The sequence below is a fragment of the Pseudomonas abieticivorans genome (assembly GCF_023509015.1).
In the GTDB taxonomy this organism is placed as follows: domain Bacteria; phylum Pseudomonadota; class Gammaproteobacteria; order Pseudomonadales; family Pseudomonadaceae; genus Aquipseudomonas; species Aquipseudomonas abieticivorans.
Window position 1 is genome coordinate 4615192 of the sequence record NZ_CP094975.1, and the last position, 25844, is coordinate 4641035.

At 63.6% G+C, this 25844-nt stretch carries 26 protein-coding genes and 2 pseudogenes; 14 read left to right on the forward strand and 14 right to left on the reverse strand.

Annotated features, from left to right (window positions below):
- Nucleotides 1-44: 44 nt before the first annotated feature.
- The 6 genes from L9B60_RS21125 (at nt 45) to L9B60_RS21150 (ending at nt 5868) form a co-directional block, all read left to right on the forward strand.
- On the forward strand, nt 45-323 hold the full coding sequence (locus L9B60_RS21125) for a hypothetical protein (protein WP_249672853.1): 279 nt from the start codon (nt 45-47) through the stop codon (nt 321-323).
- A gap of 41 nt (nt 324-364) precedes the next feature.
- The gene (locus L9B60_RS21130) at nt 365-1282 is read left to right on the forward strand and encodes an AAA family ATPase (RefSeq protein WP_249672855.1); all 918 of its coding nucleotides are present in this window, start codon (nt 365-367) and stop codon (nt 1280-1282) included.
- Nucleotides 1252-2235 carry a DUF58 domain-containing protein gene (locus L9B60_RS21135; RefSeq protein ID WP_249672856.1) on the forward strand — a complete coding sequence of 328 codons (984 nt, stop codon included), beginning with the start codon at nt 1252-1254 and terminating at the stop codon, nt 2233-2235. Before L9B60_RS21130 ends, L9B60_RS21135 begins: the two co-directional genes overlap by 31 nt.
- Nucleotides 2232-4211, forward strand: coding sequence for a transglutaminase TgpA family protein (locus L9B60_RS21140; protein ID WP_249672857.1), 1980 nt, complete (start codon nt 2232-2234; stop codon nt 4209-4211). The genes L9B60_RS21135 and L9B60_RS21140 overlap by 4 nt, the downstream gene beginning before the upstream one ends.
- Before the next feature lie 3 nt (nt 4212-4214).
- Entirely contained in the window at nt 4215-4976 is a 762-nt protein-coding gene (locus L9B60_RS21145) for a CHAD domain-containing protein (RefSeq protein WP_249672858.1), read from the forward strand.
- Nucleotides 4977-5070: 94 nt separating this feature from the next.
- On the forward strand, nt 5071-5868 hold the full coding sequence (locus L9B60_RS21150) for an acyl-CoA thioesterase (protein WP_249672859.1): 798 nt from the start codon (nt 5071-5073) through the stop codon (nt 5866-5868).
- Between the two features lie 233 nt (nt 5869-6101).
- On the opposite strand, the gene L9B60_RS21155 is transcribed toward L9B60_RS21150, so the two are convergent.
- Nucleotides 6102-6293 carry a hypothetical protein gene (locus L9B60_RS21155; protein WP_249672860.1) on the reverse strand — a complete coding sequence of 64 codons (192 nt, stop codon included), beginning with the start codon at nt 6291-6293 and terminating at the stop codon, nt 6102-6104.
- Between the two features lie 242 nt (nt 6294-6535).
- Nucleotides 6536-7342 (reverse strand): TatD family hydrolase, encoded by an 807-nt coding sequence (locus L9B60_RS21160; protein WP_249672861.1) that lies wholly within the window; start codon nt 7340-7342, stop codon nt 6536-6538.
- A gap of 122 nt (nt 7343-7464) precedes the next feature.
- Between L9B60_RS21160 and L9B60_RS21165 the strand changes: the two genes are divergently transcribed.
- From L9B60_RS21165 to L9B60_RS21175, 3 genes are all read left to right on the forward strand, one after another.
- The gene (locus L9B60_RS21165; RefSeq protein ID WP_249672863.1) at nt 7465-8895 is read left to right on the forward strand and encodes an MltF family protein; all 1431 of its coding nucleotides are present in this window, start codon (nt 7465-7467) and stop codon (nt 8893-8895) included.
- A 103-nt stretch (nt 8896-8998) separates the two neighbouring features.
- The gene (locus L9B60_RS21170; RefSeq protein WP_249672864.1) at nt 8999-9433 is read left to right on the forward strand and encodes a DoxX family protein; all 435 of its coding nucleotides are present in this window, start codon (nt 8999-9001) and stop codon (nt 9431-9433) included.
- Nucleotides 9434-9727: 294 nt separating this feature from the next.
- Complete coding sequence (locus L9B60_RS21175; RefSeq protein WP_249672866.1) at nt 9728-10042, forward strand: hypothetical protein; 315 nt, start codon at nt 9728-9730, stop codon at nt 10040-10042.
- Here the strand turns inward: L9B60_RS21175 and L9B60_RS21180 are convergent.
- The 4 genes from L9B60_RS21180 to L9B60_RS21195 all read right to left on the reverse strand — a co-directional run bounded on the left by L9B60_RS21180 (nt 10039) and on the right by L9B60_RS21195 (nt 13102).
- Nucleotides 10039-10785, reverse strand: a complete 747-nt coding sequence (locus L9B60_RS21180; protein WP_249672867.1) for an SDR family oxidoreductase — start codon at nt 10783-10785, stop codon at nt 10039-10041. The genes L9B60_RS21175 and L9B60_RS21180 overlap by 4 nt on opposite strands.
- Nucleotides 10782-11567 (reverse strand): SDR family NAD(P)-dependent oxidoreductase, encoded by a 786-nt coding sequence (locus tag L9B60_RS21185; protein WP_249672868.1) that lies wholly within the window; start codon nt 11565-11567, stop codon nt 10782-10784. Before L9B60_RS21185 ends, L9B60_RS21180 begins: the two co-directional genes overlap by 4 nt.
- The gene (locus L9B60_RS21190) at nt 11560-12381 is read right to left on the reverse strand and encodes a molybdenum cofactor biosynthesis F family protein (RefSeq protein WP_249672870.1); all 822 of its coding nucleotides are present in this window, start codon (nt 12379-12381) and stop codon (nt 11560-11562) included. The genes L9B60_RS21185 and L9B60_RS21190 overlap by 8 nt, the downstream gene beginning before the upstream one ends.
- Nucleotides 12382-12463: 82 nt before the next feature.
- Complete coding sequence (locus L9B60_RS21195) at nt 12464-13102, reverse strand: helix-turn-helix transcriptional regulator (protein WP_249672872.1); 639 nt, start codon at nt 13100-13102, stop codon at nt 12464-12466.
- Between the two features lie 188 nt (nt 13103-13290).
- Between L9B60_RS21195 and L9B60_RS21200 the strand changes: the two genes are divergently transcribed.
- The 5 genes and pseudogenes from L9B60_RS21200 to feaR all read left to right on the forward strand — a co-directional run bounded on the left by L9B60_RS21200 (nt 13291) and on the right by feaR (nt 18840).
- Nucleotides 13291-14460, forward strand: a complete 1170-nt coding sequence (locus tag L9B60_RS21200; protein WP_249672874.1) for a p-hydroxyphenylacetate 3-hydroxylase oxygenase component — start codon at nt 13291-13293, stop codon at nt 14458-14460.
- 66 nt (nt 14461-14526) lie between these two features.
- Nucleotides 14527-15451, forward strand: a pseudogene (locus tag L9B60_RS21205) (p-hydroxyphenylacetate 3-hydroxylase reductase component).
- Nucleotides 15452-15746: 295 nt separating this feature from the next.
- Nucleotides 15747-17246: an APC family permease gene (locus L9B60_RS21210; RefSeq protein ID WP_249672877.1), complete on the forward strand. Its 1500-nt coding sequence runs from the start codon at nt 15747-15749 to the stop codon at nt 17244-17246.
- Complete coding sequence (locus L9B60_RS21215) at nt 17191-17790, forward strand: DUF3156 family protein (protein ID WP_249672879.1); 600 nt, start codon at nt 17191-17193, stop codon at nt 17788-17790. The genes L9B60_RS21210 and L9B60_RS21215 overlap by 56 nt, the downstream gene beginning before the upstream one ends.
- A gap of 114 nt (nt 17791-17904) precedes the next feature.
- Complete coding sequence (gene feaR / locus L9B60_RS21220; protein ID WP_249672882.1) at nt 17905-18840, forward strand: transcriptional regulator FeaR; 936 nt, start codon at nt 17905-17907, stop codon at nt 18838-18840.
- A gap of 145 nt (nt 18841-18985) precedes the next feature.
- Here the strand turns inward: feaR and L9B60_RS21225 are convergent.
- The 8 genes and pseudogenes from L9B60_RS21225 to hpaD all read right to left on the reverse strand — a co-directional run bounded on the left by L9B60_RS21225 (nt 18986) and on the right by hpaD (nt 25716).
- A pseudogene (locus tag L9B60_RS21225) lies at nt 18986-19440 on the reverse strand (REP-associated tyrosine transposase).
- Nucleotides 19441-19647: 207 nt separating this feature from the next.
- Nucleotides 19648-20013, reverse strand: coding sequence for a cupin domain-containing protein (locus tag L9B60_RS21230; protein WP_249672884.1), 366 nt, complete (start codon nt 20011-20013; stop codon nt 19648-19650).
- A gap of 31 nt (nt 20014-20044) precedes the next feature.
- Complete coding sequence (locus L9B60_RS21235) at nt 20045-21343, reverse strand: NAD(P)/FAD-dependent oxidoreductase (protein WP_249672886.1); 1299 nt, start codon at nt 21341-21343, stop codon at nt 20045-20047.
- Nucleotides 21344-21463: 120 nt separating this feature from the next.
- Entirely contained in the window at nt 21464-22258 is a 795-nt protein-coding gene (hpaI, locus tag L9B60_RS21240; protein WP_249672887.1) for a 4-hydroxy-2-oxoheptanedioate aldolase, read from the reverse strand.
- A 29-nt stretch (nt 22259-22287) separates the two neighbouring features.
- Nucleotides 22288-23091: a 2-oxo-hept-4-ene-1,7-dioate hydratase gene (gene hpaH / locus L9B60_RS21245; protein ID WP_249672888.1), complete on the reverse strand. Its 804-nt coding sequence runs from the start codon at nt 23089-23091 to the stop codon at nt 22288-22290.
- 12 nt (nt 23092-23103) lie between these two features.
- Nucleotides 23104-24408, reverse strand: coding sequence for an MFS transporter (locus L9B60_RS21250; RefSeq protein ID WP_249672889.1), 1305 nt, complete (start codon nt 24406-24408; stop codon nt 23104-23106).
- 45 nt (nt 24409-24453) lie between these two features.
- Nucleotides 24454-24846: a 5-carboxymethyl-2-hydroxymuconate Delta-isomerase gene (locus L9B60_RS21255; protein ID WP_249672890.1), complete on the reverse strand. Its 393-nt coding sequence runs from the start codon at nt 24844-24846 to the stop codon at nt 24454-24456.
- A 12-nt stretch (nt 24847-24858) separates the two neighbouring features.
- A complete protein-coding gene (gene hpaD, locus L9B60_RS21260; protein ID WP_249672891.1) occupies nt 24859-25716 on the reverse strand; it encodes a 3,4-dihydroxyphenylacetate 2,3-dioxygenase in 858 nt (285 codons plus the stop codon).
- Nucleotides 25717-25844 lie beyond the last annotated feature (128 nt).

The window sequence follows — 25844 nt, forward strand, 5'->3', positions numbered from 1 at the left end:
GCAAGCCGTCTATACCCGCACTATCCCCTTTGAGGTTCACCTACATGAAAGCCTGGATCTGCCTGCCGTTGTTTGCATTGGTTCTGACAGGTTGTGCCGGTAAGACGGCCTATCGCGACACCTGCGCCACCCAGTTGGATGCCGCCTGGCATGAACTGGACCTGGCCAAGGCCGAAGGGTTTGCCGGTACCGTGAGTTATTCCAAGGCGCTGTCATTGCTGACCGGGGCCAAGACCCAACAGCAGTTCGAAGCGTACGAAGGCTGTAGCAGCAAGGCCGAGAAAGCCCGTTTCTACATCAAGGAATCCCGCGCCGGGCGTTGATTTCCAGGCCTAACGGCTGACCTGACAGGGAGCGTCGCTGCATGCGCACTCAACTGCAAGCGTGTCTGCAAGCCGTCAACGAAGTGCTATTGGGCAAGGAAACCCAGGTTCGCCTGGCGCTGACTTGCCTGGTGGCCAACGGTCACCTGTTGATCGAGGACTTGCCCGGCATGGGCAAGACCACCCTGAGTCAAACCTTGGCCCGCGTGCTGGGCCTGAGTTTCCAGCGCATCCAGTTCACCTCCGACCTACTGCCCAGCGACATTCTGGGCACCTCGGTGTTCAACAAGGACAGCGGGCAATTCGTGTTCCACCCGGGGCCCATCTTTGCCGAACTGGTGCTGGCCGACGAGATCAACCGCGCCACGCCCAAAAGCCAAAGCGCGTTGTTGGAGGCCATGGAAGAGGGCCAGGTAACCATCGAAGGCGCTACCCGGCCATTGCCACAACCCTTCTTTGTCATCGCCACGCAAAACCCCGTCACCCAAGGCGGCACCTTTGCCTTGCCTGAATCCCAGCTCGACCGCTTTTTGATGCGCTTGTCCCTGGGCTACCCGGCCAAGGCGGCAGAAAAAGCCTTGCTGCTGGGCGAGTCGCGGCGCGAGCTGTTGCCGCGCATGGAAGCGGTGCTTGATCACGCCCAGTTGGCGGCCTTGCAGGCGGCGGCGCGGGCGGTGCGGGTCAGCGATGCGCTGGTTGACTACGTGCTGCGCCTGGTGGAAGCCACCCGTACCCAGGCGCAATTTGCCTGGGGCTTGTCACCGCGTGCCAGCCTGGCCTTGCTAGCGGCGGCGCGCGCCTGGGCGTTGCTGGTGGGGCGCGATTACGTCATACCCGAAGACGTCCAGGCAGTGCTGCCGGCAGTGGCCGGGCACCGCCTGCGCGAGCGTGCCGACCCCACCGGGCAGGGCGGTGGCGCGCTGGTGCAATGGCTGCTCAAAGAGGTGCCGGCGCTGTGATCGCCGGCCTGCGCCTGGGTTGGCGGCGCTGGCAGGAACGCCGGGTGCCGCCAGCATCGCAGGTGGTGTTGGGCCGGCGGCAGATCTTCATCTGGCCCAGCCGCGCCGGCATGGGCTTTTGCCTGGTGCTGTTGCTTATCCTGCTGGCCGCCATCAACTACCAGAACAGCATGGCCTATGCCTTGGTGTTTTTGCTGGGCTCGGTGTTTGTGTTGGCGATCTTGCACACCTACCGTAACCTCAGCGGCCTGCGGGTCAAGGGCGCGGGCGCAGCGCCGGTGTTCGTCGGCGAGCAGGCACGGTTCGTGCTGCGCCTGGAAAGCACCGGCCGTGAGCACCAGGCGATCGCGGTGGGGTGGTCGGCTGCAGACCTGCAAGGCGTGGACCTGGCCGCCGAGCACGTGCTGGATCTGGAACTGGCTCTGCCCAGCCCCCAGCGCGGCTGGATGCCGGCACCCCGCATCCGCCTGGAAACCAGCTTCCCGCTGGGCGTGTTACGCGCCTGGAGTTGGGTCGACGCAGGGCAGGCGGTGCTGGTGTACCCGCGGCCACTGCAAGGCGAGTTGCCGATTGCCGCCCGCGACCTGACCGACATCGAAGACCAGGGCCAGCGCGTGCAAGGGCAGGGCGTGGATGACTTTCAGGGGCTCAAGGTGTACCACCCCGGCGACTCGTGGCGGCGCCTGCACTGGAAAGCCTGGTCGCGAGGTGGGCCGCTGCTGCTCAAGGAGTTTGCCGACCTGCGCGGGCGTGACCTGTGCCTGGATTTCGAGGCCTTGGGCGGTGACCTCGAACAGCGGTTGTCGCGCCTGTGCTACTGGGTGCTGGAGCTGACGCGGCAACAGCGGCCCTTTGCCTTGCGATTGCCGGGCAGCCACCGCCCCGCCGAATGCAGCGAAGCCCACCGCGACGCCTGTCTGCGCGCCCTGGCGGTGTACGGGCAGGGCGCATGACGGCCGCGCAACCGATCCCGCGCATCAGCCTGGGTTGGCTGTTGCTGGCGCAGACGCTGGTAATACTGCCGTTCTGGCTGCACGTGCCGTTGTGGATGATCGTGCCGTGGCTGGGCTGCACCCTGTGGCGCATCCAGATCTTTCGCATGCGCGCGCCTTACCCGCGTCGCTGGCTCAAACTGCTGTTGGTGGTGGCCACGGCGGTGGGGGTGTTTTTCTCCCGGGGGGTACTGATTGGCCTGGACGCGGCGGCCGCCTTGCTGGTGGCCGCGTTCATCCTCAAACTGGTGGAAATGCGCACCCAGCGCGACGGTCGGGTGTTGGTCTACCTGGGCTTTTTCTGCGTGGTGGTCGGCTACCTGTTCGATGCCAGCCTGCCATGGGCGTTGTACAGCCTGTTGCCCATCGTCGCGCTGCTGACGGCGATGATCGGCCTGCAGCACACCCGTTTCATCGCCCGGCCCTGGGCCACCCTGAAGCTTTCGCTAAGGCTGTTGGCCCAGGCGCTACCGTTGATGCTGTTGCTGTTCGTGTGCTTTCCGCGGCTGGACCCGCTGTGGTCGCTGCCGCTGCCCAGCAACAAGGGCACCACGGGCCTGAGCGACAGCATGAGCCCGGGCGACATCGCCGACCTTGGGCGTTCGGCAGAGCTGGTGATGCGCGTGAGTTTTGACGGCGCGCCGCCCAAGCGCTCGACGCTGTATTGGCGGGCACTGACCCTGGACCGGTTCGATGGCGTGCACTGGAGCCAGTCTGGCCAGGGCCAGGTGTCGCCGTCACCCAGTTGGCAACCGGTAGGCCCATCGCTCAACTACCGGGTGATCCAGGAGCCCACGCAGCAACCCTGGCTGTTTGTCCTGGACGTGGCCAAGACCGACTTGCCCGACGTGCGTCAGTTGGCCGACTACCGCCTGCAACGCAAGCGGCCGGTGGACCAGGCGCTGCTGTATTCGGTGAACTCCTGGCCCCAGGTGATGCGCGATCAGGAACTGGCCTCCTGGGCGCGCCGGCAAACCCTGCAACTGCCCAACCAGGGCGACCCCCGCAGCCGCGACTGGGCGCGTCAGCTGGCAGCGAAATACCCCCGGCCCGACGCTTTGGTGGATGCTGTGTTGCGGCATTTTCGCAACGAAAATTACTACTACACCCTGCGCCCGCCGCCCTTGTCGGGCGACACCATCGACGGTTTCCTGTTTGGCAGCCGTCGTGGCTTTTGCGGGCACTACGCCGGCGCCATGACCTTTGTGCTGCGTGCCGCGGGTATCCCGGCGCGGGTGGTGATCGGTTACCAGGGCGGCGAGTTGAACCCCGACGGCAACTACCTCACGGTGCGCCAGTTCGACGCCCACGCCTGGGTCGAATACTGGCAGGCGGGGCAGGGTTGGCGCAGTGTCGACCCCACGGCGGCGGTGGCGCCACAGCGTATCGAGGCCGGGCCTGAAGCAGCGCTGGCCGCCGATGACGGCTTCCTGGAAAACTCGCCGTTTTCGCCCCTGCGCTTTCGTCACCTGGGGTGGCTGAATGACGCGCGCCTGGCCTGGGACAACGCCAACTACCTGTGGCAGCGCTGGGTGCTGGGCTATCAGTCGGCCACGCAACTGGACATCCTGAACCGCTGGTTCCAAGGCTGGCAGCAGTGGATTTTACCGGCGGGGCTGGTGCTGATATTGCTGGTGTTGGCGCTGTTGATCCTCAAGCCGCGGCGGCGCCAGGCCGATGCGCAACTGCGTCAGTTCGAGGTGTTCGAACGGCTGCTGGCGCGCTATGGTCTGCTGCGTGAAACCGGGGAAGGCGCCCAGGCGTTCGCTGCGCGCGCGATGCAACGGCTGCCGCACCAGGCCCCGGCGATCCAGGCCTTTGCCCAGGCTTTTGCGGCCCAGCGCTATGCCGGCGCGGCCGCCGATCCCAAGCAGCTCAACGTTCATATCAAGGCCTTGCGCCGCCGCTTGAGTGCGGCGCCACGGCCCAGGGGGTAAACCATGTCTGCCATTGTCGACCATGTCATCGCCCAGGTAGTGGGGCTGGAAATCCGCCTGCTGGCCTGCCAGGCCCGGCTGCAGGCCCACACCGACCCCGAGGCGTTGCACGACCTGCGCACCAGTGTGCGCCGCCTGCGCAGCCTGATCCGCCCGTTGCGCGGGCTGCCCGGCGTAGACCAACTGGAAGACGCCGCCAAGGCCGTGGGCCAACTGACCACGCCGCTGCGCGACCGCGAAGTGCTGGCCGCGCACTTGGCCAAACAGGGCCATGAGCAAGCAGCGGCGCGTCGGGTGGAATTGATGCATGGGGTGTTCGCCCAGGTGGCAGCGGCCCCTGAAGTGGAGCGGCTGGCGCGTGTGGTGGATGGGTTTCCGCGCTTCGCCCGTGCCGCGCAGCGGCAAAAATTACTGCGTGGGCTCAAGGGCACCATCGACAAGCGCCTGGGCAAACAATGGAAAAAGCTCGCCGAGGCCTTGAAGGATCCGGCCCACGATCGCCATCGCCTGCGCTTGCTGATCAAACGGGTGCGCTATGCGGCTGAGGCCTACCCGCAACTTGACCAATTGCCCGCCGAGGTGATGGCGCGCTTGAAAAAGGCCCAGGGCACGCTGGGTGACTGGCACGACCTGTGGCAGTGGTTGCTGCGCGCCCAGCAAGAAGCCGACCTGCAACCGTGCGTGGCGGGCTGGCAGCTGTCGCTCAAGCGCGCCGAGCAGCGCTGCGACAAGACGCTGGACAAATTGCTGGCGGCCATCGTGTGACGCCTGATGCCCCGTGCATTTGGCGTAATCAGGCGCTGCAGGTTGCTTGCGGGCTGGTTAAGATCAGCGCATTGACGACAACCCCGAGGTGCCCATGACTTTTTCCGACCTGCTCCATGCGGTGCGCCAGCAGCCTGACAGCGTGATCGTACCCAGTGACTGGGCCCAGGGGCGTGCCGGTTATGGCGGGCTGATGGCGGCATTGCTGTTCGAGGCCATGCGCGCCAAGGTGCCAGCCGACCGGCCGGTGCGCTCGCTGGCGATCAGCTTCGTGGCCCCGGCGCAGACCGGCATGCCGATCAGTTTCGAAGTGGAGCTGTTGCGCGCCGGCAAGTCGGTGGTCTCGGTGCTGGGCCGGGCGGTGCAAGAGGGCGGGGTAGTGACGATGATCCAGGGCAGCTTCGGTGCGCCGCGGGTGTCGGAGGTCAACGTGCCGAGCCTGCCGGCCACCGAGATGAAGAGCCTGGAGCAGGCCACCGCGCTGCCTTACATCAAGGGCGTTACCCCCGAGTACATCCAACACCTGGACATGCGTTGGGGCATCGGCGCGTTGCCGTATACCAACACCCCGGCGCGGCAGATGGGCGGTTGGATGCGCTTGCGTGGCGAGGTGCCCAAGGAGCCCATGACCGAGGCGCACCTGCTGGCGCTGGTGGACACCTGGCCGCCGGCGGTATTGCCCTACCTGAAGACGCCGGCCGCCGGCAGCACCCTGGCCTGGACGATCGAGTTCGTGCAGCCGGTGCCCAGCATGACCACCCATGACTGGTGCCGCTACTGCGCCACCGTCGAATATGCCCGCGATGGTTATGGCCACACCGCCGCCGCAGTGTGGACGGCCGAAGGGGCGCTGTTGGCCATCAGCCGGCAGACGGTGACGGTGTTTGCCTGACCCCGGTAGGCGCGGATTCATCCGCGAAAGCCCATCGCAAGCAAGCTTGCTCCCACATAAAGCCCTGAAAATGCACCTGCAGTACACCCAAGGCAAGCAACGCCTCTCCACCAGAATGCGGCACGATGCAACAAATGTGGGAGCAAGCTTGCTTGCGAATAGGCCGCGCGGGCGGCCGGTAGTGGCCGTTATTGAGTCGTCAGCAGATAAATCCTACGCATTAGTTGCGGCCATCACTGGCGCTCCAGCCCTAGCGCCGCCGCCACGCCAATAATGCCCACGGCCACCATGGTGAAGCTTGCACCGATTACGCCGCTGGCCACCAGCAGGCCGCCCAGCACCAGCAGCGGCACGGCCAGTTGGTGTTGCACCTGGGCATCGGGGCTGCGGTTCCAGTGGGGCAGGTGATGCATCAATTTGTTCATGGTGGGGCTCCTGTCTAATATCGGTGAGGCATGGGTTCAAGCGTAGTGCCAGCGTGTGCGCACTGCGAATGAGAACTGCCTATGGCACCGATAGTCAGAGCCTGATCCCGTGGGAGCGATGTCCCGCGAGACTCATGCGCAAGTATTGACCTGTATCAACACCCCCCTGCAGGAGCGGATTTATCCGCGAAAAGAACATCGGGGTGATTCAGGCAAAACGCGTCGCGGCCTTCGCGCAGGCTCTACACAACCGCCGGTAGGTTGAAGAAGGCGCGCGCCGTGGCGGTGCTGTGCTCGGCCAGGTCTTGCGCGCTTTCGTCGCGGTGCAGCGCCACTTCACGCAGCACTTCGCCAAGGTAGCCCGGTTCGTTGCGCCCGTTTTTCGGTTTGGGCCTCAGGGTGCGCGGCAGCAGGTAGGGTGCATCACTTTCGAGCATCAGCCGCCCGCGCGGGATGTCGCGCACCAGCGGGTGCAGGTGGGTGCCGCGCCGTTCGTCGCAGATCCAGCCGGTAATGCCGATGTGCAAGTCCAGGTCCAGGTAGCTGAACAAGGCCTTCTGCTCACCGGTAAAACAGTGCACCACGGCGGCCGGCAAGCGGTCGCGATAATCGCGCAAGATCTCCAGCAGGCGCTGGTTGGCGTCACGTTCGTGCAAAAACACCGGCAATTGCAGGTCCACGGCCAAGGCCAGGTGTTCCTCCAGGACTTTTTCCTGTTTGGGGCGCGGCGAGAAATCGCGATTAAAATCCAGGCCGCATTCGCCCACCGCCCGGACCCGATCTTGCATAAGCAAATCACGCAACTGACGAGCGGTATCGCTGTTCCAGTCGCTGGCGCTGTGGGGGTGAATACCGGCGGTGCTGAACAACCGCTGGCCACTGTCATCGAGCTTAAGACACAGGGCCTGCGCCTGTTCGCTGCCTTCAACGCTGGTGCCGGTGAGCATCAGTTGGCACACGCCGGCAGCGTACGCGCGTTCAAGAACGGCCTCGTGTTTGCCGTCGAAGCTTGGGTTGGTCAAGTTGACGCCGATGTCGATGAGTTGCATGGTGCTACCTCAGGCCAGAGGCCGGAAAGCATACCAGAGCTGGATAATTATAAATAAAGCCAAGAACTTCAAGATGTTATAGCTGTCTCTTGATGCCCGTTATGGCTTTAGCTGGAGAATGGATGACGCGTTCCGCGCTGTTGACCGTGCTTTTCCTTGGATTGCTGGCGCCCTTGCCTGCGATGGCGCGCCTGGCTGGCCCGCTGGAAGTGGGGCAGCCGAGCCAGGTGCGCGACCTGGCGGCGATCCGCAGCAGCCATGTATTGCGCGTGCTGGTGAACCAGAGCCGCAACAGTTCCGGGGAGGTGCCAGGCGAGTCCATCGGCGTCGAATACCACCGCCTGCGAGCCTTCGAACACTACCTCAACGGCCATGCCCGCGACGGTCAGCAAATTACCCTCAAGATCATCCCCAAGGCCAAGGCACAGCTGATCGGTGCGCTGCAGCGTGGCGAAGGTGATTTGGTAGCGCCCGGTGAATTGATCGATTTGCCTGAAGTGCACGCGGTCGATGCCACCGACCCTGTGGTGGGCAACGTGCCGTTGGTGCTGGTGGGTGCCCGGGGCGAGCGACGTTTCAACAAAGTCGAACAATTGGCCGGGCATACCCTGGCGTTGCCCACTGGCAGCGCTGCTGGCGAGGCCATCCACACGCTCAATCAGAAACTGGCCTTGCGCAAACTGCCGCCCATCAAGGTGGAATGGGTAGACCCGAGCCTGGCGGTGGAAGACGTGCTGGAGATGGTGCAGGGCGGGATCTTCCACCTGACCGTGGTCGAGCAACCGATCGCCGAGCGTTGGGCCAAGGTGATGCCCAAGCTTACGGTGCAAAGCCGCGTGAAATTCAGCAGCCCCCAAGGCATGGTCTGGTACGTGCGCCGCGATGCCTCGATGCTGCACGCCACCGTCGACCGGTTTTTACAAACCTACCGCACCCCGTCCGACCAGGACGCCGCGTTCGTGCGGGTATACCGGCGCTTGTACCAGGTACATTACCCCTTGGCCAAGGACGACCGCCAGCGCCTGGAAAAACTGCGCCCGGTGCTGCAACGCCACGCCCGCGAGCAGGGCATGGACTGGCTGAACCTGGCGGCGCTGGCGTTCAAGGAGTCTGACCTGGACCCTACGGTGCGCGGGGCAGGGGGTGCCACCGGCTTGCTGCAGATCACCCCGTCGGCGGCGCAGCGGGTGGGCGTGAGCAACATCCAGAATGTCGATAACAATGTGCAGGCCGGGGCCAGATACTTGTCGATGATCCGTCGCAAGTTCTTTGCCAGCAACCAACTCAACGAACGCGAACGCATGGCCTTCACCCTGGCGGCCTACAACATCGGCCCGGAGCGGGTGCAAGCGATGCGCGCCGAAGCCAAGCGCCGCGGGCTGAACCCCAACCAGTGGTTCTTCCAGGTGGAGCGCGTGGCCATGGAGCAGGTGGGCATGGGCCCGGTGAGCTACGTCAACAGCGTCAACAAGTACTACCTGGCGTTCGATCGCGAGCGCGATTCCCTGGAACCTCAGGCGCCTTTGGGGCGTAGGGTTGCGTCGACTAGATAATCAGTTTTTTAGATAGATATAAGCGTTTAATTGCGCTTTTATCATTTGTTTAACCGATTAATATGGCGGCCATCTCCTCCTACCTCCTAAAAAGGAATGCCCCATGAACGCTTCGATCAAATCCCTGTTTGCCTCCCGCGCCGGCCTTGGCATCACCCTGGTACGTGTGCTGGTGGGTATCATCTTCATGGCCCACGGCTCGCAAAAACTCTTCGGCCTGTTTGGTGGCTACGGGCTGGTGGGCACCGGCCAGTGGATGGAAAGCATCGGCCTGCCGTTCGGTACCTTGATGGCGTTCCTGTCGGGCAGTGCCGAGTTCTTCGGCGGCCTGGCACTGGTGGTCGGCCTGCTGGTGCGCCCGGCGGCGGTGGTGCTGATCTTCACCCTGGTGGTGGCGATCTTCTCGGTGCACATCCATAACGGTCTGTTCATGGCCAACAACGGTTACGAGTTTGCCCTGGCGCTACTGGGCGGCACCTTGGCGGTGCTGTTGGAAGGGGCTGGCAAGCTGTCGCTGGATCGGGTGATTGCACGCTGATGGGTGAGCGCGGTGGGCCTGGCTCACCGCGTTGCCTGGTTCGCGGATAAATCCGCTCCTGCACGGTAGGAGCGGATTTATCCGCGAACCAGGCACCTGAAATCTCGATTTAATCCCCGGGCCGCGTTGACAGAATCTGACACAATTCTTTAGGATGCCGACCAAGCGCCGATTTAAACAGCTACTTGCGGGGCGCCGGAAAACCTTACGGGGTGTTCCCAAATACCGCTAAAGCGCTGGAACGGTGCCGCCTCCCACCGCTTCCCAGCGGGAATTGGAGGCCGAGAAATCACCATGAGTTGCCCACGCCCTATCGTTTGCCTGGCCCCCCTTGCTGCCAGTGTCCCTGCCCGTACCCCCCGAATCCTGCTTGCCGGCAACCATCAGCCAACGCTGTTGCGCTGCCTGGACGGCTGGCCCCGCCGTAATGGCAAGGCCAGCGCCCTGTTGATCGAATTCATCGATCAAGTGCAGCCGCTGACCGCGTTTGCCAACAACCGCTTTGACCTTGCCGTGGTGCAGTCGCCCAGCCCCGAACACGCCAGCGAGGTGATCCGTCACCTCACCCGCGTGGCGCGCCAGGGCCTGATCACCTTCGGCGGTCGTTAAGCCGGGTTGATTTCTGGCAAGGTCGCGCCACCGTCGACGACGATGGTTTGCCCGGTGATGTAGCGTGCCAGGTCGCTGGCTAGAAACAGCATGGCGTTGGCAATGTCTTCAGGTTCCCCCAGCCTTCCCAACGGCACGCCCCGGGCGATGTTGGCACTGTGCGTGCCATCCCCCAGGTTACCCATGGCGGGGGTGCGGATCATGCCGGGTTCCACGCCGTTGACCCTGACGTTGCGCCCGGCCAACTCCACTGCGGCGTTGCGAATGAAGCCATTGACCCCGGCCTTGGACGCGGCGTAATGGCTTAGCCCCGGGTACGCCACCCGATTGCCAGTGACCGACGAGGTGACCAGCACGCAACCGCCGCCCTGGCGCTCGAACAGTGGCAGCGCCGCCTGGGTCAGCCAGAAGGGCGCGGCCAGGTTGACCGCTAACGTGCGCTCCAGCACGGTGGGGCTGATCGCTTCGAAGGCGGTCAATGGAAAATATCCGGCGTTGTGGATCAGCACGTCGAGCCGCTCAAGGCCGGCGATCATCCGGGCGATGGCTGCAGGGTCTGCCAGGTCAACCCCCACGCCCTGCGCATCGGGCAAGCTGGCCGCCAGTTGCTCGGCGGTTTCCCGTTGCAGGTCGGCGATCAGCAGCCGGGCGCCACAGCCGGCGAAGCGCTCGACGATGGCCCGGCCAATGCCTTGCGCACCGCCGGTGACCAACACCGTTTGGCCGCTGAAATCCAGGTTCATGGCAAGGCTCCCAATTGGCTGTAGGCCAGGGTCGGCACGTCGACGATGCTTGAACCGCCATCGGCGACCAAACTTGCACCGGTGATGATCGAAGCCCGCGGGCTGATCAGAAAACAGCACAGCTCGGCGATCTCCGCGGCACTGGCCGGGCGGCGCAACGGCACCTGTGCGGTGACTCGGGCGTAGGCGGCGTCCAGGCTCTCGTGGTAGTGGGCCATCAACGGCTGCATCTCGGCGTCGGCCATGGGCGTGCGGACCCAACCGGGGCACACCATGTTCACCCGCACGCCTTGGGGGCCGTAGTCGCGGGCCAACGAGCGGGTCAGGCCGGTCAGCGCATGTTTGGCGGTGGTGTAGCCGCACACCTCGGCGCCGGCGGCCAATGAGGCGATCGAGCCGAGCAGCACGATGCTGCCTGCGCGGGCGATCAAACCCGGCAGGCAAGCCCGCGCACTGTGGAACGCGCTGTCCAGGTTGCTGCGCAGGGCGGCCTGCCACTCGGCGTCCGAGGTGCGCGTGGCGCTGCCCAGGCCGTGGCCACCGGCGCAGGCGATCAGCGCGTCGATGTCACCGATCTCATGGGCCCAGTCCGCCCAATGGGCGCTGCTGGCCGCATCGCCCACCAGGACCGTGGCGCCGGTCAACGCCGCCACCCGCTCCAACGGTTCGCGGCGCCGGCCCACCAGTATCAACTGCGCACCTTCGGCCGCCAGTTGCCGGGCGCAGGCCTCGCCGATGCCACTGCCGGCACCGGTGATCAGCACGCGGCGCGGCTTATTCATCGCCGTGGTCCGTGTGGTTGAGCAGGTCGCAGTACGAGCTGACTGGGAAGTTGGACAGCTCGTCGAAACCGCCGTTGGCGTAGCCGAAGATCTTGCCGTCGCTGCGGTGCTGCAGCAGGTCGATCAATACCAGGCCCAGGGTGGGGATGATCTTTTCCCGCCACACGAACAGGTACAACTGGTCGGCGATTTTGTAGTAGTCGCAGCGGTCGGTGTCGCACAGGTCGGCTTCCACGCCCTTGAGGCACTGCCAGGTGTAGTACTGGCGGTTGAGGTAGATGTGCTCGTAGACCTCGGTGGGGCTGTAACGGTAGCGGTTGCGAATGCCCACCAGTTCGTCGGTGGGCGCATGGGGGCAGGCGCCGGTTTGCCAGGGGCGGTCGAGGCTGCCGTGCAGGAAGTCGACGCAAACGCCAGTCAAGGGCTTGCCGTTGAGGGCCTTGGTGTACAGGCCTTCGTCGGCCGTCGCGGCATCCGGCAGTTGGCCGATCACGGTGGTGAACGATTGGCTGGCGGTGTCCAGCACCAGGCTGATGGAATAGGCCTGGCCATGTTCGTGCTTGAGAAAATCCACCAGGTACAGGCCTTCGCGAATCGAGGTGGCGCGGTAAGCGGCGCTGCCGCTGGAGTGCCCGTCGGCGGCGGCCCAGTGCACCTGTTCGGCATCAAAGTGATGGGGGATCTGCCAGCCATTGGCAAAATTCAGGGTAAAGCGCTGGCCGGCCAGGGTCGCCAGGTTGGGCAGGATGAAGGCGTGGGCGGCGAAGCCGTCGGCCAGGTCGCCGACGGTGATCCAGTCTTTGGAAGTGCTCATGGTGGGTGATTCCGTTGAGGGGGTGTGGGCCCATCATCGGCAGTTGGCCGCCCGCGCGGCATCCACCAGAAGGTTGAGACGGCTACAGGTACAGGCGGCTGACCAGCTCGGTGCGGTTGCGCACGCCCACCTTGCGAAACAGGTGAATCAGGTGCGTCTTGACGGTGGCCAGGCCCAGGTCGAGTTGGCGTGCCAGGTCTTTGTTGCTGGCGCCTTGGCTTAGCAACAGGGCGATCTGCTGCTCGCGGGGTGTCAGCGCCGGCTGAGGGGCGGGCAGGGTGGCGACGGCCATCTCCAGCAACCCCTGCAATGCGTGCAACTGGCTCAGTTGCGCGACCGTGAAGGCGCCCTGTTCCGGCCCGCGCAGCATGGAAATCGCCGCGTGGGGCTTGCCGTCGCGTTGGGCGATGATTTCCACCACGTCCACCACCCCGTAGTGCGTCAGGAAGCGTTGGTAGCGTTGCCCGTCGGCGGGCCGTTGCTGTTGCCGGGCCACGTGCAAGGGCACCACCGCCAGGCCGCTGGCCAGGCACCGGCGCGGGTGCAACGGATCGACCTGGCGGTAGTTGGCCAGGTAGTCGCGGTGCATGGCGTCGTTCATGTGCAGCAACTGGAAGTCGCAGGCCTGCAATTGCTCATCGATGCAATAGAACGCCGCTTGGCGGGCAGGCACCAGTTGGGTGAAGGCTTGCAGGCAGCGTTGGGCGACTTCGAGGTGCACGATGGAGTCCTCCGGTAAGGGTTTATTAGGCAGCAAGGCAGGCGGGATGTCTTGTCGGTGCGTGACGTGCGGATTGATCGGGGCTGCCACCACGAAAAGTACAATCTCCCCTCTGGAACGTGCATTTTCCACCCGGCGCCGGCCTCACATACTGAACCCACTCATCCAATAATAAACAGAGTGGCCCCATGAAAAAGCCGAACCCGTTGCTCGAAGACCTCAAGCCCCTGCTGCCGGCCATCGCCGCCAATGCCTTCCAGGCCGAAAAGGACCGCCAGGTCCCTGCCGAAAATATCACGCTGCTCAAAAGCATCGGCTTGCACCGCGCCTTCCAGCCCAAGGCGTTTGGCGGCATGGAAATCTCCCTGCCCGAGTTCGCCGACTGCATCGCCTTGCTGGCCGGTGCCTGCGCCAGCACGGCCTGGGCCATGAGCCTGCTGTGCACCCACAGCCACCAGATGGCGATGTTCCCGGCCAAATTGCAGCAAGAGGTGTGGGGCGACGACCCGGATGCCACCGCCAGCAGCAGCATCGCGCCGTTCGGCCGTACCGAGGAAGTCGAGGGCGGCGTGACCTTTAGTGGCGAGATGGGCTGGAGCAGTGGTTGCGACCATGCCGAGTGGGCCATCGTCGGCTTTCGGCGCAAGAACGCCGAGGGTACCCAAGACTACTGCTTCGCGGTGTTACCCCGTGGCGACTACCAGATCCGAGACGACTGGTACGCCATCGGCATGCGCGGCAGCGGTAGCAAAACGCTGATTGTCGATAACGCGTTCGTGCCCGAGCATCGCATCCAGAAAGCCCGGGACATGATGGAAGGCAAGTCGGGTGGCTTTGGCCTGTACCCCGATAGCAAGATTTTCTACTCGCCCTATCGCCCCTATTTTGCCAGTGGCTTCTCTACCGTCAGTTTGGGTGTGGCCGAGCGCATGCTGGAGGTGTTCCGCGAGAAAACCCGCAACCGCGTACGTGCCTACACCGGCGCCGCGGTCGGTGCTGCCACGCCGGCGCTGATGCGCCTGGCCGAGTCGACTCATCAGGTGGCCGCCGCTCGGGCCTTCCTGGAAAAAACCTGGCAGGAGCATGCCGAGCACAGCGAAGCCCATCGCTACCCGAGCCGCGAGACCCTGGCCTTCTGGCGCACCAACCAGGGCTACGCCACCAAGATGTGCATCCAGGCAGTCGACCGCCTGATGGAGGCGTCTGGCGGCGGCGCCTGGTTTGAAACCAACGAGCTGCAGCGCCTGTTCCGCGACGCCCACCTCACCGGCGCCCATGCCTATACCGACTATGACGTGTGCGCGCAAATCCTCGGTCGTGAGCTGATGGGGCTTGAGCCAGACCCAAGCATGGTCTGAGTCACCGGCAACCGCCTTTTATAACAACAATCAGGGCAGCCCTAGGTGGCAGCCCGGGAGTCTTGCATGTCCGAATTCGATACCCGCGCCTTCCGCCGCGCCCTGGGCAACTTCGCCACCGGCGTTACCGTGGTCACCGCCGCCACTGCCAATGGGCGCAAGGTGGGCGTCACCGCCAACAGTTTCAACTCGGTGTCACTGGACCCGCCGTTGGTACTGTGGAGCATCGACAAGCGCTCCAACAGCCATGAAGTCTTTGAAGAGGCCAGCCACTTCGCGGTCAACGTGCTGGCGGCGGACCAGATCGACCTGTCCAACAACTTCGCCCGGCCCAAGGACGATCGCTTTGCCGAGATCGAGTACCAGCCGGGGGAGGGCGGCTCACCGGTATTCGCCGATTGCGCGGCGGCGCTTCCACTGCGAAAAATTCCAGCAGGTGGACGGTGGTGACCACTGGATCATGATTGGCAAAGTGCTGGCCTTCGACGACTTCGGCCGCTCGCCGCTGCTTTATCACCAGGGCGCCTACTCCATGGTGCTGCCGCACACCCGCATGACTAAACGCGAGGAGGGCCAGGCCGCCAGCAGCCACTTGCAGGGCCGCCTGAGCCACAACCTGTATTACCTGATGACCCAGGCCTTGCGCGCCTACCAGGCCAGCTACCAACCCCGCCAGTTGTCCACCGGCCTGCGCACCAGCGAGGCACGCATGCTGATGGTGCTGGAGAACGACGCGGGGTTGAGCCTGTGCGACCTGCAGCGCGAAGTGGCCATGCCTGCGCGCGAGATTGAAGAGGCGGTGGCCAACCTCAAGCGCAAGGGCCTGGTGGTGGACACCGATGAGCGCGTGCGGCTGACGGCCAAGGGGGTGGATGAGACCGAAGCGTTGTGGACCATTGCGCGCGAGCAGCAGGAAAAGGTGTTTGGCGAGTTCAGTGACGAGCAGGTCGGGGCCTTCAAGACCGTCCTCAAAGCCGTCATCGCCCACTGACCCCTGGCGCAAGCCTCAAGTGCTGCACACACCGGTCGCCTGCGGCCTATCGCAAGCAAGCTTGCTCCCACACTGGCTGCAACGTGCCGTGCCTTTCAAAAGCGTCAAAAGCCGGTGCAAAACATGTGGGAGCAAGCTTGCTTGCGATAGGCCGCGCGGCCGGCCGGTGGTCGCCGTTATTAAATCGCCAGGGCAGCATTGGCAGCCTGCTCCAAATTGGCCGGCAGCCATTGGCAAGACCCTCGCCAGCCCCTGCGCGCAGAGTAGCCCCACTATCTGCTGGAGGGCACCTGCGATGTCGAACAACAAAACACTCACCGACCACCTGAACCGGGGCACCGTGGGCTTTCCCACGGCGCTGGCCAGTGCCGTGGGGCTGATCATGGCCAGCCCCGTGATCCTTACCGCTACCATGGGTTTTGGCATTGGCGGCAGCGCCTTTGCCGTGGCCATGCTGATTGCCGTGGTGATGATGCTGGCCCAGGCCACCACCTTTGCCGAGGCGGCGGCGATCCTGCCCACCACCGGCTCCGTGTACGACTACATCAACTGCGGCATGGGCCGCTTCTTCGCCATCACCGGCACGCTGTCGGCCTACCTGATCGTGCACGTGTTCGCCGGCACCGCCGAGACCATCCTGTCCGGGGTAATGGCGCTGGTGAACTTCGAGCACCTCAACACCTTGGCCGAATCCGCCGGTGGTTCCTGGCTGGTGGGGGTGGCGTTCGTGGTCATCTTCGGCGTGCTCAATGCTTTTGGCGTCAGCGTGTTCGGTCGCGCCGAAATCATTTTGACCTTCGGCATGTGGACCACCCTGACGGTGTTCGGCGTGCTGGGCCTGATTGCCGCACCGGCGGTGCAATTGGACGGTTGGTTCGGCGAGTCGCTGGTGGGCACCGACCTGATCACCATCCTGTCGCTGGTGGGCATGGCGATGTTCATGTTCGTCGGCTGCGAGTTCGTCACGCCGCTGGCGCCGGACCTGCGCAAGTCGGCCACGGTGATGCCCAAGGCCATGATCCTCGGCCTGCTGGGGGTGGCCGCGTGCATGTTCATCTACGGCGCGGCGATGAAGCGCCAGGTGGCCAACGTGCTGCTCGATGCCGCCAGCGGCACGCACTTGCTGGACACGCCCATGGCCATCCCCAAGTTCGCCGAGCAGGTGATGGGCAGCGTCGGCCCGGTGTGGCTGGGCATCGGCTTTCTGTTTGCCGGCGCCGCCACCATCAACACGCTGATGGCCGGCGTGCCGCGCATTCTCTACGGCATGGCGGTGGATGGCGCCCTGCCGAAAATGTTCACCTACCTGCACCCGCGCTTCAAGACCCCGCTGCTGTGCATCCTGGTGGCGGTGCTGATCCCGTGTCTGCATGCCTGGTACCTGGGCGGCAACACCGACAACATCATGCACCTGGTATTGGCGGCGGTGTGTGCCTGGAGCACGGCCTACCTGCTGGTGACGCTCTCGGTGGTGATCCTGCGCATCCGCAGGCCCGACCTGCCGCGTGCCTACCGCTCGCCGTGGTTCCCGCTGCCGCAGATCGTCTCCAGCATCGGCATCTTGCTGGGCATGTGGTTCATCACCCCGCCGGGCATGAACGCGGCCGATATCTATGTGCCGTTTGCCGTGATGCTGGGCGGCACCGCACTGTATGCACTGGTGTGGACGCTGCTGGTGCAGAAGGTCAACCCATTCAAACCCGCCCGCGTCGAAGACGTGCTGGCCAAGGAGTTCGCCCATGAGCCTGTCATTGCCCACCTTGAAATGCCCGGCCAGGCTGCAAAGGCTGTTTGACCGGGCGCCCAGCGGTTACCGAGCGGGCGTTACCCTGGAGCAACTGCGTCGCAACCTGGGCATCGGCGACTTCCAGGTGACCGCGCCAGGGCAGGCCCAGGTGCGTTTGGGTGACTGGCTGTTCGAGGTGCACGAACAGGTCCAATCGCAGCTGCTGATGCACGTGGTCACCACTGAATTCGTGTTGCGCGTACCTGCCTCACGGCAGGGTGTGGCGCGCTTTGAGGTGCACCACAGCGGGTCGCTACGGCGTACCGGGTTGGCCTGCCGCCATCGCGGCGGTGAAGTGGAAAGGGTCGGGTTTCTTCAGCAGCGCTTGAGCGAAGAGGGGCACTTGAAGCGTGCCCTGATGCCGCTGGACTTCAAGCGCCTGAGCATCGAGCAGGGGCAGGGCCAATGGACCGTGCGCCTGGAGCACCTGGGCGGCAGCGAAGTGGTCAACCGCCTGCCAGCCTTTCGTCGCTACATCAGGCTGAGCCTTGGGCAACGCGACCACTTGCTGCAAGGCCTGATCTGTCTAGGGCAAACCTTGCACGGCGTTTGACGCCAACTGGCACGTAACCTGCCTCCCACTAGCGCATCGAAATACAGTTGTAGGGCAATTGATAACATGTTAACAATTACCCTACAAAAACAAGATGCCAGAGTGGAGGTATTCATGAGCATGCACCACGCAGCCCAAGGCTCGCTTGAGCATTGGACCGACACCATGCGCGCCATTTGCGGGCACTTCGACACGCAACTGGCGTTCAACCGCTCGCTGTTCATTGGCGAAATCTCGACCTGGTCGCGTGCCGGGCTGCTGTTGGCCAACATGCGCACCAACGCCGGCAACATCGTGCGCCAGGGGCACAACGCCGACCATGACAACGACCAGCACTGCTACCTGGTCAGCCAGCGCACCGGGTTTTCGCAGATCACCCAGAACGGCGTGTGCCTGCAACTGGCGCCCGGTGACATGCTGCTGATGGATTCGGTCGGCGCCTGTGAAATCACCCCCTTCGGCCTGATCGAGCATGCCTCGCTTTCGCTGTCACGGGCGCAAGTGATGCGCGAACTGGACACCGAAAGCCCTTTTGGCAAGATCTCCTCCACCAGCGCCTGTGGGCGCGTGCTGCACTTGATGATGGACCAACTGTGCAAAGAGACTGAGCTTGATGACGATGCCGAAGGCCGGGCGCTGCAGAACGCCTTTGTCTCGCTGTTGCCTGCGGCATTCGAGCGCAATGACACCCAGGCCTGCGACCCTGCGTTGCTCAATGGCGCCAACCTGCGCAGTTACGCGCAGAAGGTCATTGATGAGTCACTGACCCAGCCAGGCCTCAACCCTGCAGGCCTTGCCAGCCGCCTGAACATTTCCGTGCGCCATTTGTATCGGTTGTTCGAGGAGCAGGGTGACAGCGTGTGCCGGTATATCCAGCGTTCCCGCTTGCAACGCAGCGCCGACGACCTGGCCAACCCGATTTTCAAGGGCGAGTCGATCACGGCCATTGCCTACAAATGGGGCTTCACCGACTCGGCGCATTTCAGCCGCTCGTTCAAGAAGCAGTTCGAGCGCTCACCCAAGGATTTTCGCGTAGGCAGCCAGCAGTAACCTGTGGGGGCAAGCCAAGTGTGAGCAAGCCTTGCTTGCGAACAGTTCCACAGCCAAATGAGCTCATGTGGGAGCAAGCCTTGCTTGCGAAGAACTCCATAGCCAATTGAGCTCATGTGGGAGCAAGCCTTGCTTGCGAAGGACTCTACAGCCAAACAGCATCCCAAAGCGGATAGTCCCCACAACGTTCCACCAGCCCGGCCCGCAGGGGATTAGCCACGATATACCTTGCGGCCGCCTTCAAGTCCTCTTCCTTGCGCATCGCTCGATCATGGAAGGTTTTTGCCATACCCCACCTGCACGTCCCGATGACCGGTTCACTAAAATTGTGGACCGTGATTTAACTCGCTGCATCAGAGAAGACAGATCGCCTGATTTCAGTTCGACAAGCCAATGAAAGTGATCGGGAATAATCACCCAGGCGAGCGAATGGGTTGCACCGCTTTCTTGCTCCCGCTTGAACTCTTGCATAACGAGGCGCCCAAGTTTCCAATCGGCAAATACCGGTTCTCGGTCTTTGGTTTGCGTCGTTAGGAGATAGATCCTGCCGATCTCGGAGAACCGGCCAATGCGCAGGCGATGGGTTTGGGAGAGAGACATTCCGTTGTCCTCAATGCTGAAGGACAACAATTTAGTGAATTTCACGGCTTGATGGGAATGCAGTCCATTGCAGCGTGTTTCATTCGAGCTTTCGCAAGCAAGGCTTGCTCCCACAGGGTGGGGTGCATGTTGGAGCGAGGCTTGCTCTCACAAGGTGAACTCCATGTGGGAGCAAGCCTTGCTTGCGAAGGGAAAGAGCCGCCTAGATCAGGCGATGGCGAGGTAGTGCTTGACGAAGCCATCACCCGGCACGTCCCACACCACCTCGGTGCCCTTGGTCACGAACCAGCTGTCGCCCACCTTGTAGGTGTGGGTGGTGCCGCTGGCGATGTCGGTCAGGGTTACTTGGCCAGTGACCACGGTGGCCTGTTCGTTGAAGGGGTAGGTCATGCGGAACTTGCCGGCGGTGGTGCCGAAATAGGCGCTGCTGATCGCGTCGGTGGGCGCGCCGAAGGTCATTTTGCCGAAGACTTTGACGTCGCCTTCCAGCACCTCCGAGCCCAGGTCTGCTATCGAGCCCCAAGCGTCGAGTTCGTTGAGTTGGATCTGTTGTTTGATCGTGGTAAGGGTCATGGCAGGTTTCCTGAGGGTGAAAAGCAGGCGCTCAGCGGCGCCCGTTGAAGTAGCCGGACAGCTGATGCAGGCTTTTGCCGGCCGTCAGCAGTAGCGGGCGAATGTGGTCCTTGCCCAGGATTTGCGCGTGCTTGACCGAGCTGATCAGGTTGTAGCGCTGCGAGCCTTCGCTCATGCCCTCGGCCAACACCTTGCAAATGATATGGCTGGGCGTTACGCCAAAGCCTGCGTAGCCCTGAACGTAAAAGGCGTTGGGGCGCCCGCTGAGGGTGCCGATCTGCGGGAACAGGTTGGCGCCGGTGGCCATCGGCCCGCCCCAGGCCAGGTCGATCTTCACGTCCTTGAGGTACGGGAAGATCTTCAGCATCAGTTGGCGGTTCCAGGCTTTCAGGTCGTTGGGAATGTGCTCGACGAAGGGCGTGGCAGCGCCGAACAGCAGGCGGTTTTCGTTAGTCACGCGGTAGTAGTCAATCACCGGGCGGATGTCGCTGTAGGCACCGCGGATAGGGCTGATGCGCTGGATCATTTCGTCAGACAGTGGCTCGCTCATCATCTGGAAGGCGTAGGTGTTGACGGTGGTCTTGTGCAGCTCCGGTTCCAGCTTGTTGAGGAAGCTGTCGCAGGCCCACAGCAACTTGCCGGCCTTGACCGAACCGCGGCCGGTACGCACGGTGATGGTGTCGCCGTACTGCACTTCCAGTGCCGGGCTGTGCTCGTAGATGCGCACGCCGTGGCTGGCCAGGGCCTTGGCTTCGCCCAGCAACAGGTTCAGCGAATGCACGTGGCCGCCGCCCATGTGCAGCAAGGCACTGCTGTAGGCGTCGGAGCCGATGATCTGCTTGACCTCGTTGCCTGCCAGAAAGCGGATCTCATCCTTGGTGTTGATCGACTTGAAGTCTTTTTCCCAGGCGCGCAGGGTGTTTGCCTGGCGGGCGTTGAAGCCCATGTAACCGTAGCCGTGGCAAAAATCGGCGTCGATGCCGTATTTGGCAATGCGGTCCTTGATGATGCCGGCCCCCAGTTCGGCGATCTCGAAGATCTCGCGCAGGCCGTGCTCGCCGACGCTGCTTTTGATTTTTTCCAGGTCGTGGCCGATGCCGGCCATGATCTGCCCGCCGTTGCGGCCAGTGCCACCAAAGCCCAGGTAGCGCGCTTCCAGCACGACGATGTTGGTGATGCCTTTCTCGGCCAGCTCAAGCGCGGTGTTGATGCCGGAAAAGCCGCCGCCGATCACTACCACGTCAGCGTTAATGTCGTCTTCGAGGGTGGGGAAGGCCAGGTTGTATTTTTTGGTGGCCGTGTAATACGTGGGAGTTTCGATGGTAATCATGGGGCAGCCCGGAAGGTGGAGAAGCAACTCGACTTCAATGTCGATATTAAGGGCCTTCCGGGCGGTGGGTGTCTTGATCTTGCGTGCCGTTGAATTTGTCCGAGGTTGCCAGTGGCGAACTCAGTACACCTGCGGTCCACTCGCCACAGGCTGCACGTCCTTGAACTTGCCTGCCAGGCCTTGCAAGCCACGCATCAGCACCGTGGTGTCCACGCCCACGGCGACGAAGGCCGCCCCCAGTTCCAGGTAGCGCCGTGCGAGCGCCTCGTCGGCACTGAGAATACCCGCCGCCTTGCCGGCTTTTTGAATGCGCACGATGGCATCCTCGATGGCCGCCTGTACCTCCGGGTGGCCGGGGTTGCCGCGCTGGCCCATGGCGGCGCTGAGGTCGGCCGGGCCGATGAAGATGCCGTCCACGCCTTCCACGGCGGCGATGGCATCGAGGTTGGCCAGGCCTTCGCGGTTTTCGATTTGCACCAGCAGGCACATCTGTTCATCGGCCTGGTCGAGGTAACCGGGCACGGTGTTCCAGCGCGAGGCGCGGGCCAAGGCGCTGCCCACGCCGCGGACGCCGTTTGGCGGGTAACGGGTGGCGCGTACCAGTTGGCTGGCCTGCTCGGCGGTTTCGACCATGGGCACCAGCAGGGTTTGCACGCCGATGTCCAGCACCTGCTTGATCAGCGCAGTGTCGCCGATCACCGGGCGGATCACCGGTTGGCTGGCGTAGGGCGCCACGGCCTGGAGCTGGCCGAGCAGGCTGCGCAGGTCGTTGGGGGCGTGCTCGCCGTCGATCAGCAGCCAGTCGAAACCGGCGTTGGCGGCCAGTTCCGCGCAGTAGGGGTTGGCCAGGCCGAGCCAGAGGCCGATCTGCGGCTGGCCGGATTTAAGGCGTTGCTTGAAGGTATTGATTAGCATGAAAGGCTCCTCGCACGACGAGACGGTGGTTAGACGAAGCGGCAGGCGATGGAACCGAGCATGTCGTAATCTACATGGAAGGTATCGCCCGGGTTGGCCGCCACCGGCCGGGTAAACGAGCCGCTCAGGATGATTTGCCCTGGTTGCAGCGTCACGTCATAGGGCGCCAGTTTGTTGGCCAGCCACGCCACGCCCTTGGCCGGGTGGTTAAGCACGGCGGCCGACACCCCGGACTCCTCGATCACGCCATTGCGGTAGAGCACTGCCGGCACCTTGCGCAGGTCGATCTCGGTAGGGCGCACGGCGCGCCCGCCCATGACCACGCCGGCATTGGCGGCGTTGTCGCTGATGGTGTCGAACACCTTGCGGGTGGCCTGGGTGTGCGGGTCTACCTGCTGAATGCGCGCATCAATGATTTCCAGCGCCGGGATCACCCACTCGGTGGCGTCGAGCACGTCGAACACGGTCACGTTGGGGCCCTTCAGTGGTTTGCCGAGGATGAACGCCAGCTCGACTTCCACCCGTGGCACGATGAAGCGGTTGAAGGGGATGTCGGTGCCCTCGTCAAAGAACATGTCGTCCAGCAGCGCGCCGTAGTCCGGCTCGGTGATGTTGGAGGACACCTGCATGGCGCGTGAGGTCAGGCCGATCTTGTGGCCGACCAGCTTGCGCCCGTCCTTGATCTTTTGCGCCACCCAGGCGCGCTGGATGGCGTAGGCATCCTCAATGGTGATGTCCGGGTATTGCAGCGAGAACTGGCGCACCTGTTCGCGCGAGCGTTCGGCGCGGTCCAGGTGGGCGGCGGCTTGCAGAATCAGGTCGTGGTCGAGCATGGGCTAAGTCTCTTACTGTGGGTTGACGATGGCTGCCCGGGTGCGCAGCACCAGCAGGCCGCCCAGGGCGATAAACAAGGCCAGTACGTACAGTGCCAGGCTGGCGCTGTGGGTGGTGTCGCGCATCCAGCCAATCAGGTAGGGCGCCAGGAATGAGGCGATGCTGCCAAAGGAGCTGATCAACGCGATGCCGGCGGCCTGGGTGCCGTTGGACAGGAAGGCCGGCGGCAGTTGCCAGAACATCGGCAAGGCCGCGCTGGCACCCATCCCGGCGATGACCAGGCCGCCGAGCACCAATGTGGCGTTGGCCGGGGCGATGCCGGCCAGGGCGATGCCCACGGCCGACATCAGCAATGGCACGCACAGGTGCCAGCGACGTTCACGCTGGCGATCCGAAGAGCGCCCGCAGGCAATCATGAACACGCAGCCGGCCAGGTATGGCACCGCGCTGAGCAAGCCAACCTGGCCATCGCTGCCAATGCCGGCACCGTGGATCAGCGTGGGCATCCAGAACGCCAGGGTGTTGACCGCCAGCATCACCGCGAAATACACCGCCACCAGCAGCCACACCTGTGCATCGCGCAGAATTGCGCCAAAGGTGGTGATCGACTTGCGTTGCTCTTCGCTGGCCATCTGCTCGCGCAGTTGCTGCTTCTGCTCGCCGCTGAGCCAGTTCACGCTTTCGAAGCTATCGGGCAGTGCCTTGAGCACCACCAAGCCCAGCAGCACCACCGGTGCGCCTTCAATCAGGAACATCCACTGCCAGCCGCGCAGGCCGCCAAAGTCATGGAACATCTGCAGGATGCCCCCCGACAACGGGCCGCCCACCACGCCGGCCATGGGCACGGCAATGGCAAACAGCGCGGTGACCTGGGCGCGGCGGCGGGCGGGGTACCAGCGGTTGAGAAACACCAGGATGCCAGGGAAAAACCCGGCCTCGGCCACGCCGAGCAAAAAGCGCAAGGTGTAGAACCCGCTGGCGCTTTCTATCCACAGCATGCTGGTGGACAGCACGCCCCAGACGATCATCAGCGTGGCGATCCAGCGCCGTGGGCCGACGCGGTCCAGGGCCATGTTGCTGGGCACGCCGAACAGCGCGTAGGCGACGAAAAACAACCCGGCGCCGAAGCCGTACACGGTGTCACTAAAGTGCAGGTCCGAACTCATCTGCATCTTGGCAAAGCCGATGTTGATGCGGTCCAGGTGGGCGAACAGGTAGCAGATCAGCAACAGCGGCATCAGCCGCCAGGTGATCAGCGAATGGGTACGGTCACTGGTCGCCGCGAGGGCGCCGTGGGCGGTGCTGGCTGTGCTCATGATGTTGTACTTTTTGTGTGAGAGGCCGTGGGTGGTCGGGCGGTGTCAGCCCGCCTGGTTTTTTAGAAACGCGTGCACGTTGTTCTGTTTGAAGTTGAGTTGTGGGTGCAGCTCGGTCATCTCGAACGAGATCGCCAGCAGCCGCTGGGCCTGCAACGGCGCAAAGTGTTCGGTGATGACTTCGAAAAGCGCTTGGGCTACCTGTTCTCGGGTAGCCAGGTCACGCCCGCTGCCGACCTTGAGGGTCATGTGCACGAAGGCGTAGTCATGCTTGCCGTCGGCCATGCGCCAGGTGTCCAGGCGCACGCCACGGCTGCGAATGCCGCCCAGCGGGAACACGCCGCTGGCGCCCAGGTTGGCGTGGACCTTTTCAAACAGGCCGGGCAAGTCGGCTTGGGCTTCGAGGTTGTTGGTGTACTCGGCGATAAAGTGCGGCATGGTCGCCTCGGCTCAGAGCGGGAAGATGGCATTGATCTGGCCGGTGCCAGAGCTGCCGAAGGGTTCGGTGATGATTTCGGCCGGCTTGTTGTAGTCGGGGCCGCCGAGCAGGCCCAGCAGCATGGCGGTGTCGTGCATCTTGCCCTCGCCAAAGCAGTGTTCGGCGTAGTCCGGCAACATCGCGCAAAACTCCTTGAAGCGGCCTTCGCGCCACAGCTGGACCACGTGCAGGTCGACCTGTTTGTCGAACTCGCGGGTCCAGTTGTGGATGTTGGCTTCGGCGTTGCGGTCGTCCGAGAAACGGTGCGACAGGGAACCTGAGGCCAGCACCAAGACCTTGTGGTCGCTTTTCTCGATGGCCCGACGCACCGCGGCGCCGAAGGCGAAGCTGTCTTCAAGGCGGTGCCAGGCGCACCAGGCGGCGATGGAAATGACCTTGAGTTTTTCGTTGTCTGGCGTGCCCATGTGCATGTAGCGCATGGGCACCAGGGTGCCGTATTCAAGCTCAAGGCTTGGGATGTTGTGGGCCATGGTGCGCACGCCGGCCTCGACCGCTTCAGCGGCGATCAGCTCGCCCAGGCCTGGGTTGCCCGGGTACTCGTAGGCCATGTCCTTGATGAAATGCGGCAGCTCGTTGCTGGTGTAGATGCCCTTGAAATGCTCGCCACAGTTGACGTGGTAGCCACTGTTGACCAGCCAGTGCACGTCGAACACCACGGCGGTGTCGGCGCCCAGTTCGCGCGCGCGGCGGCCGATTTCCTTGTGGCCGGCGATGGCTGCTTCACGGCAGCCGTGGTGCTTGCCGGGCAGCTCGGACAGGTACATGGAGGGTACGTGGCAGATCTTGGCAGCGAGGACGACTTCGCCCATGGTGGAACTCCTGAAAGTATTGTTGTTGTGGTTCAGTGGCGGCTGGCTTGGTGGGAGCCAAGCTTGCTTGCGACGGCGCCTGGTGGGCCTCATCGCTGGCAAGCCATGCTCCCACACAGGGCGCGGTC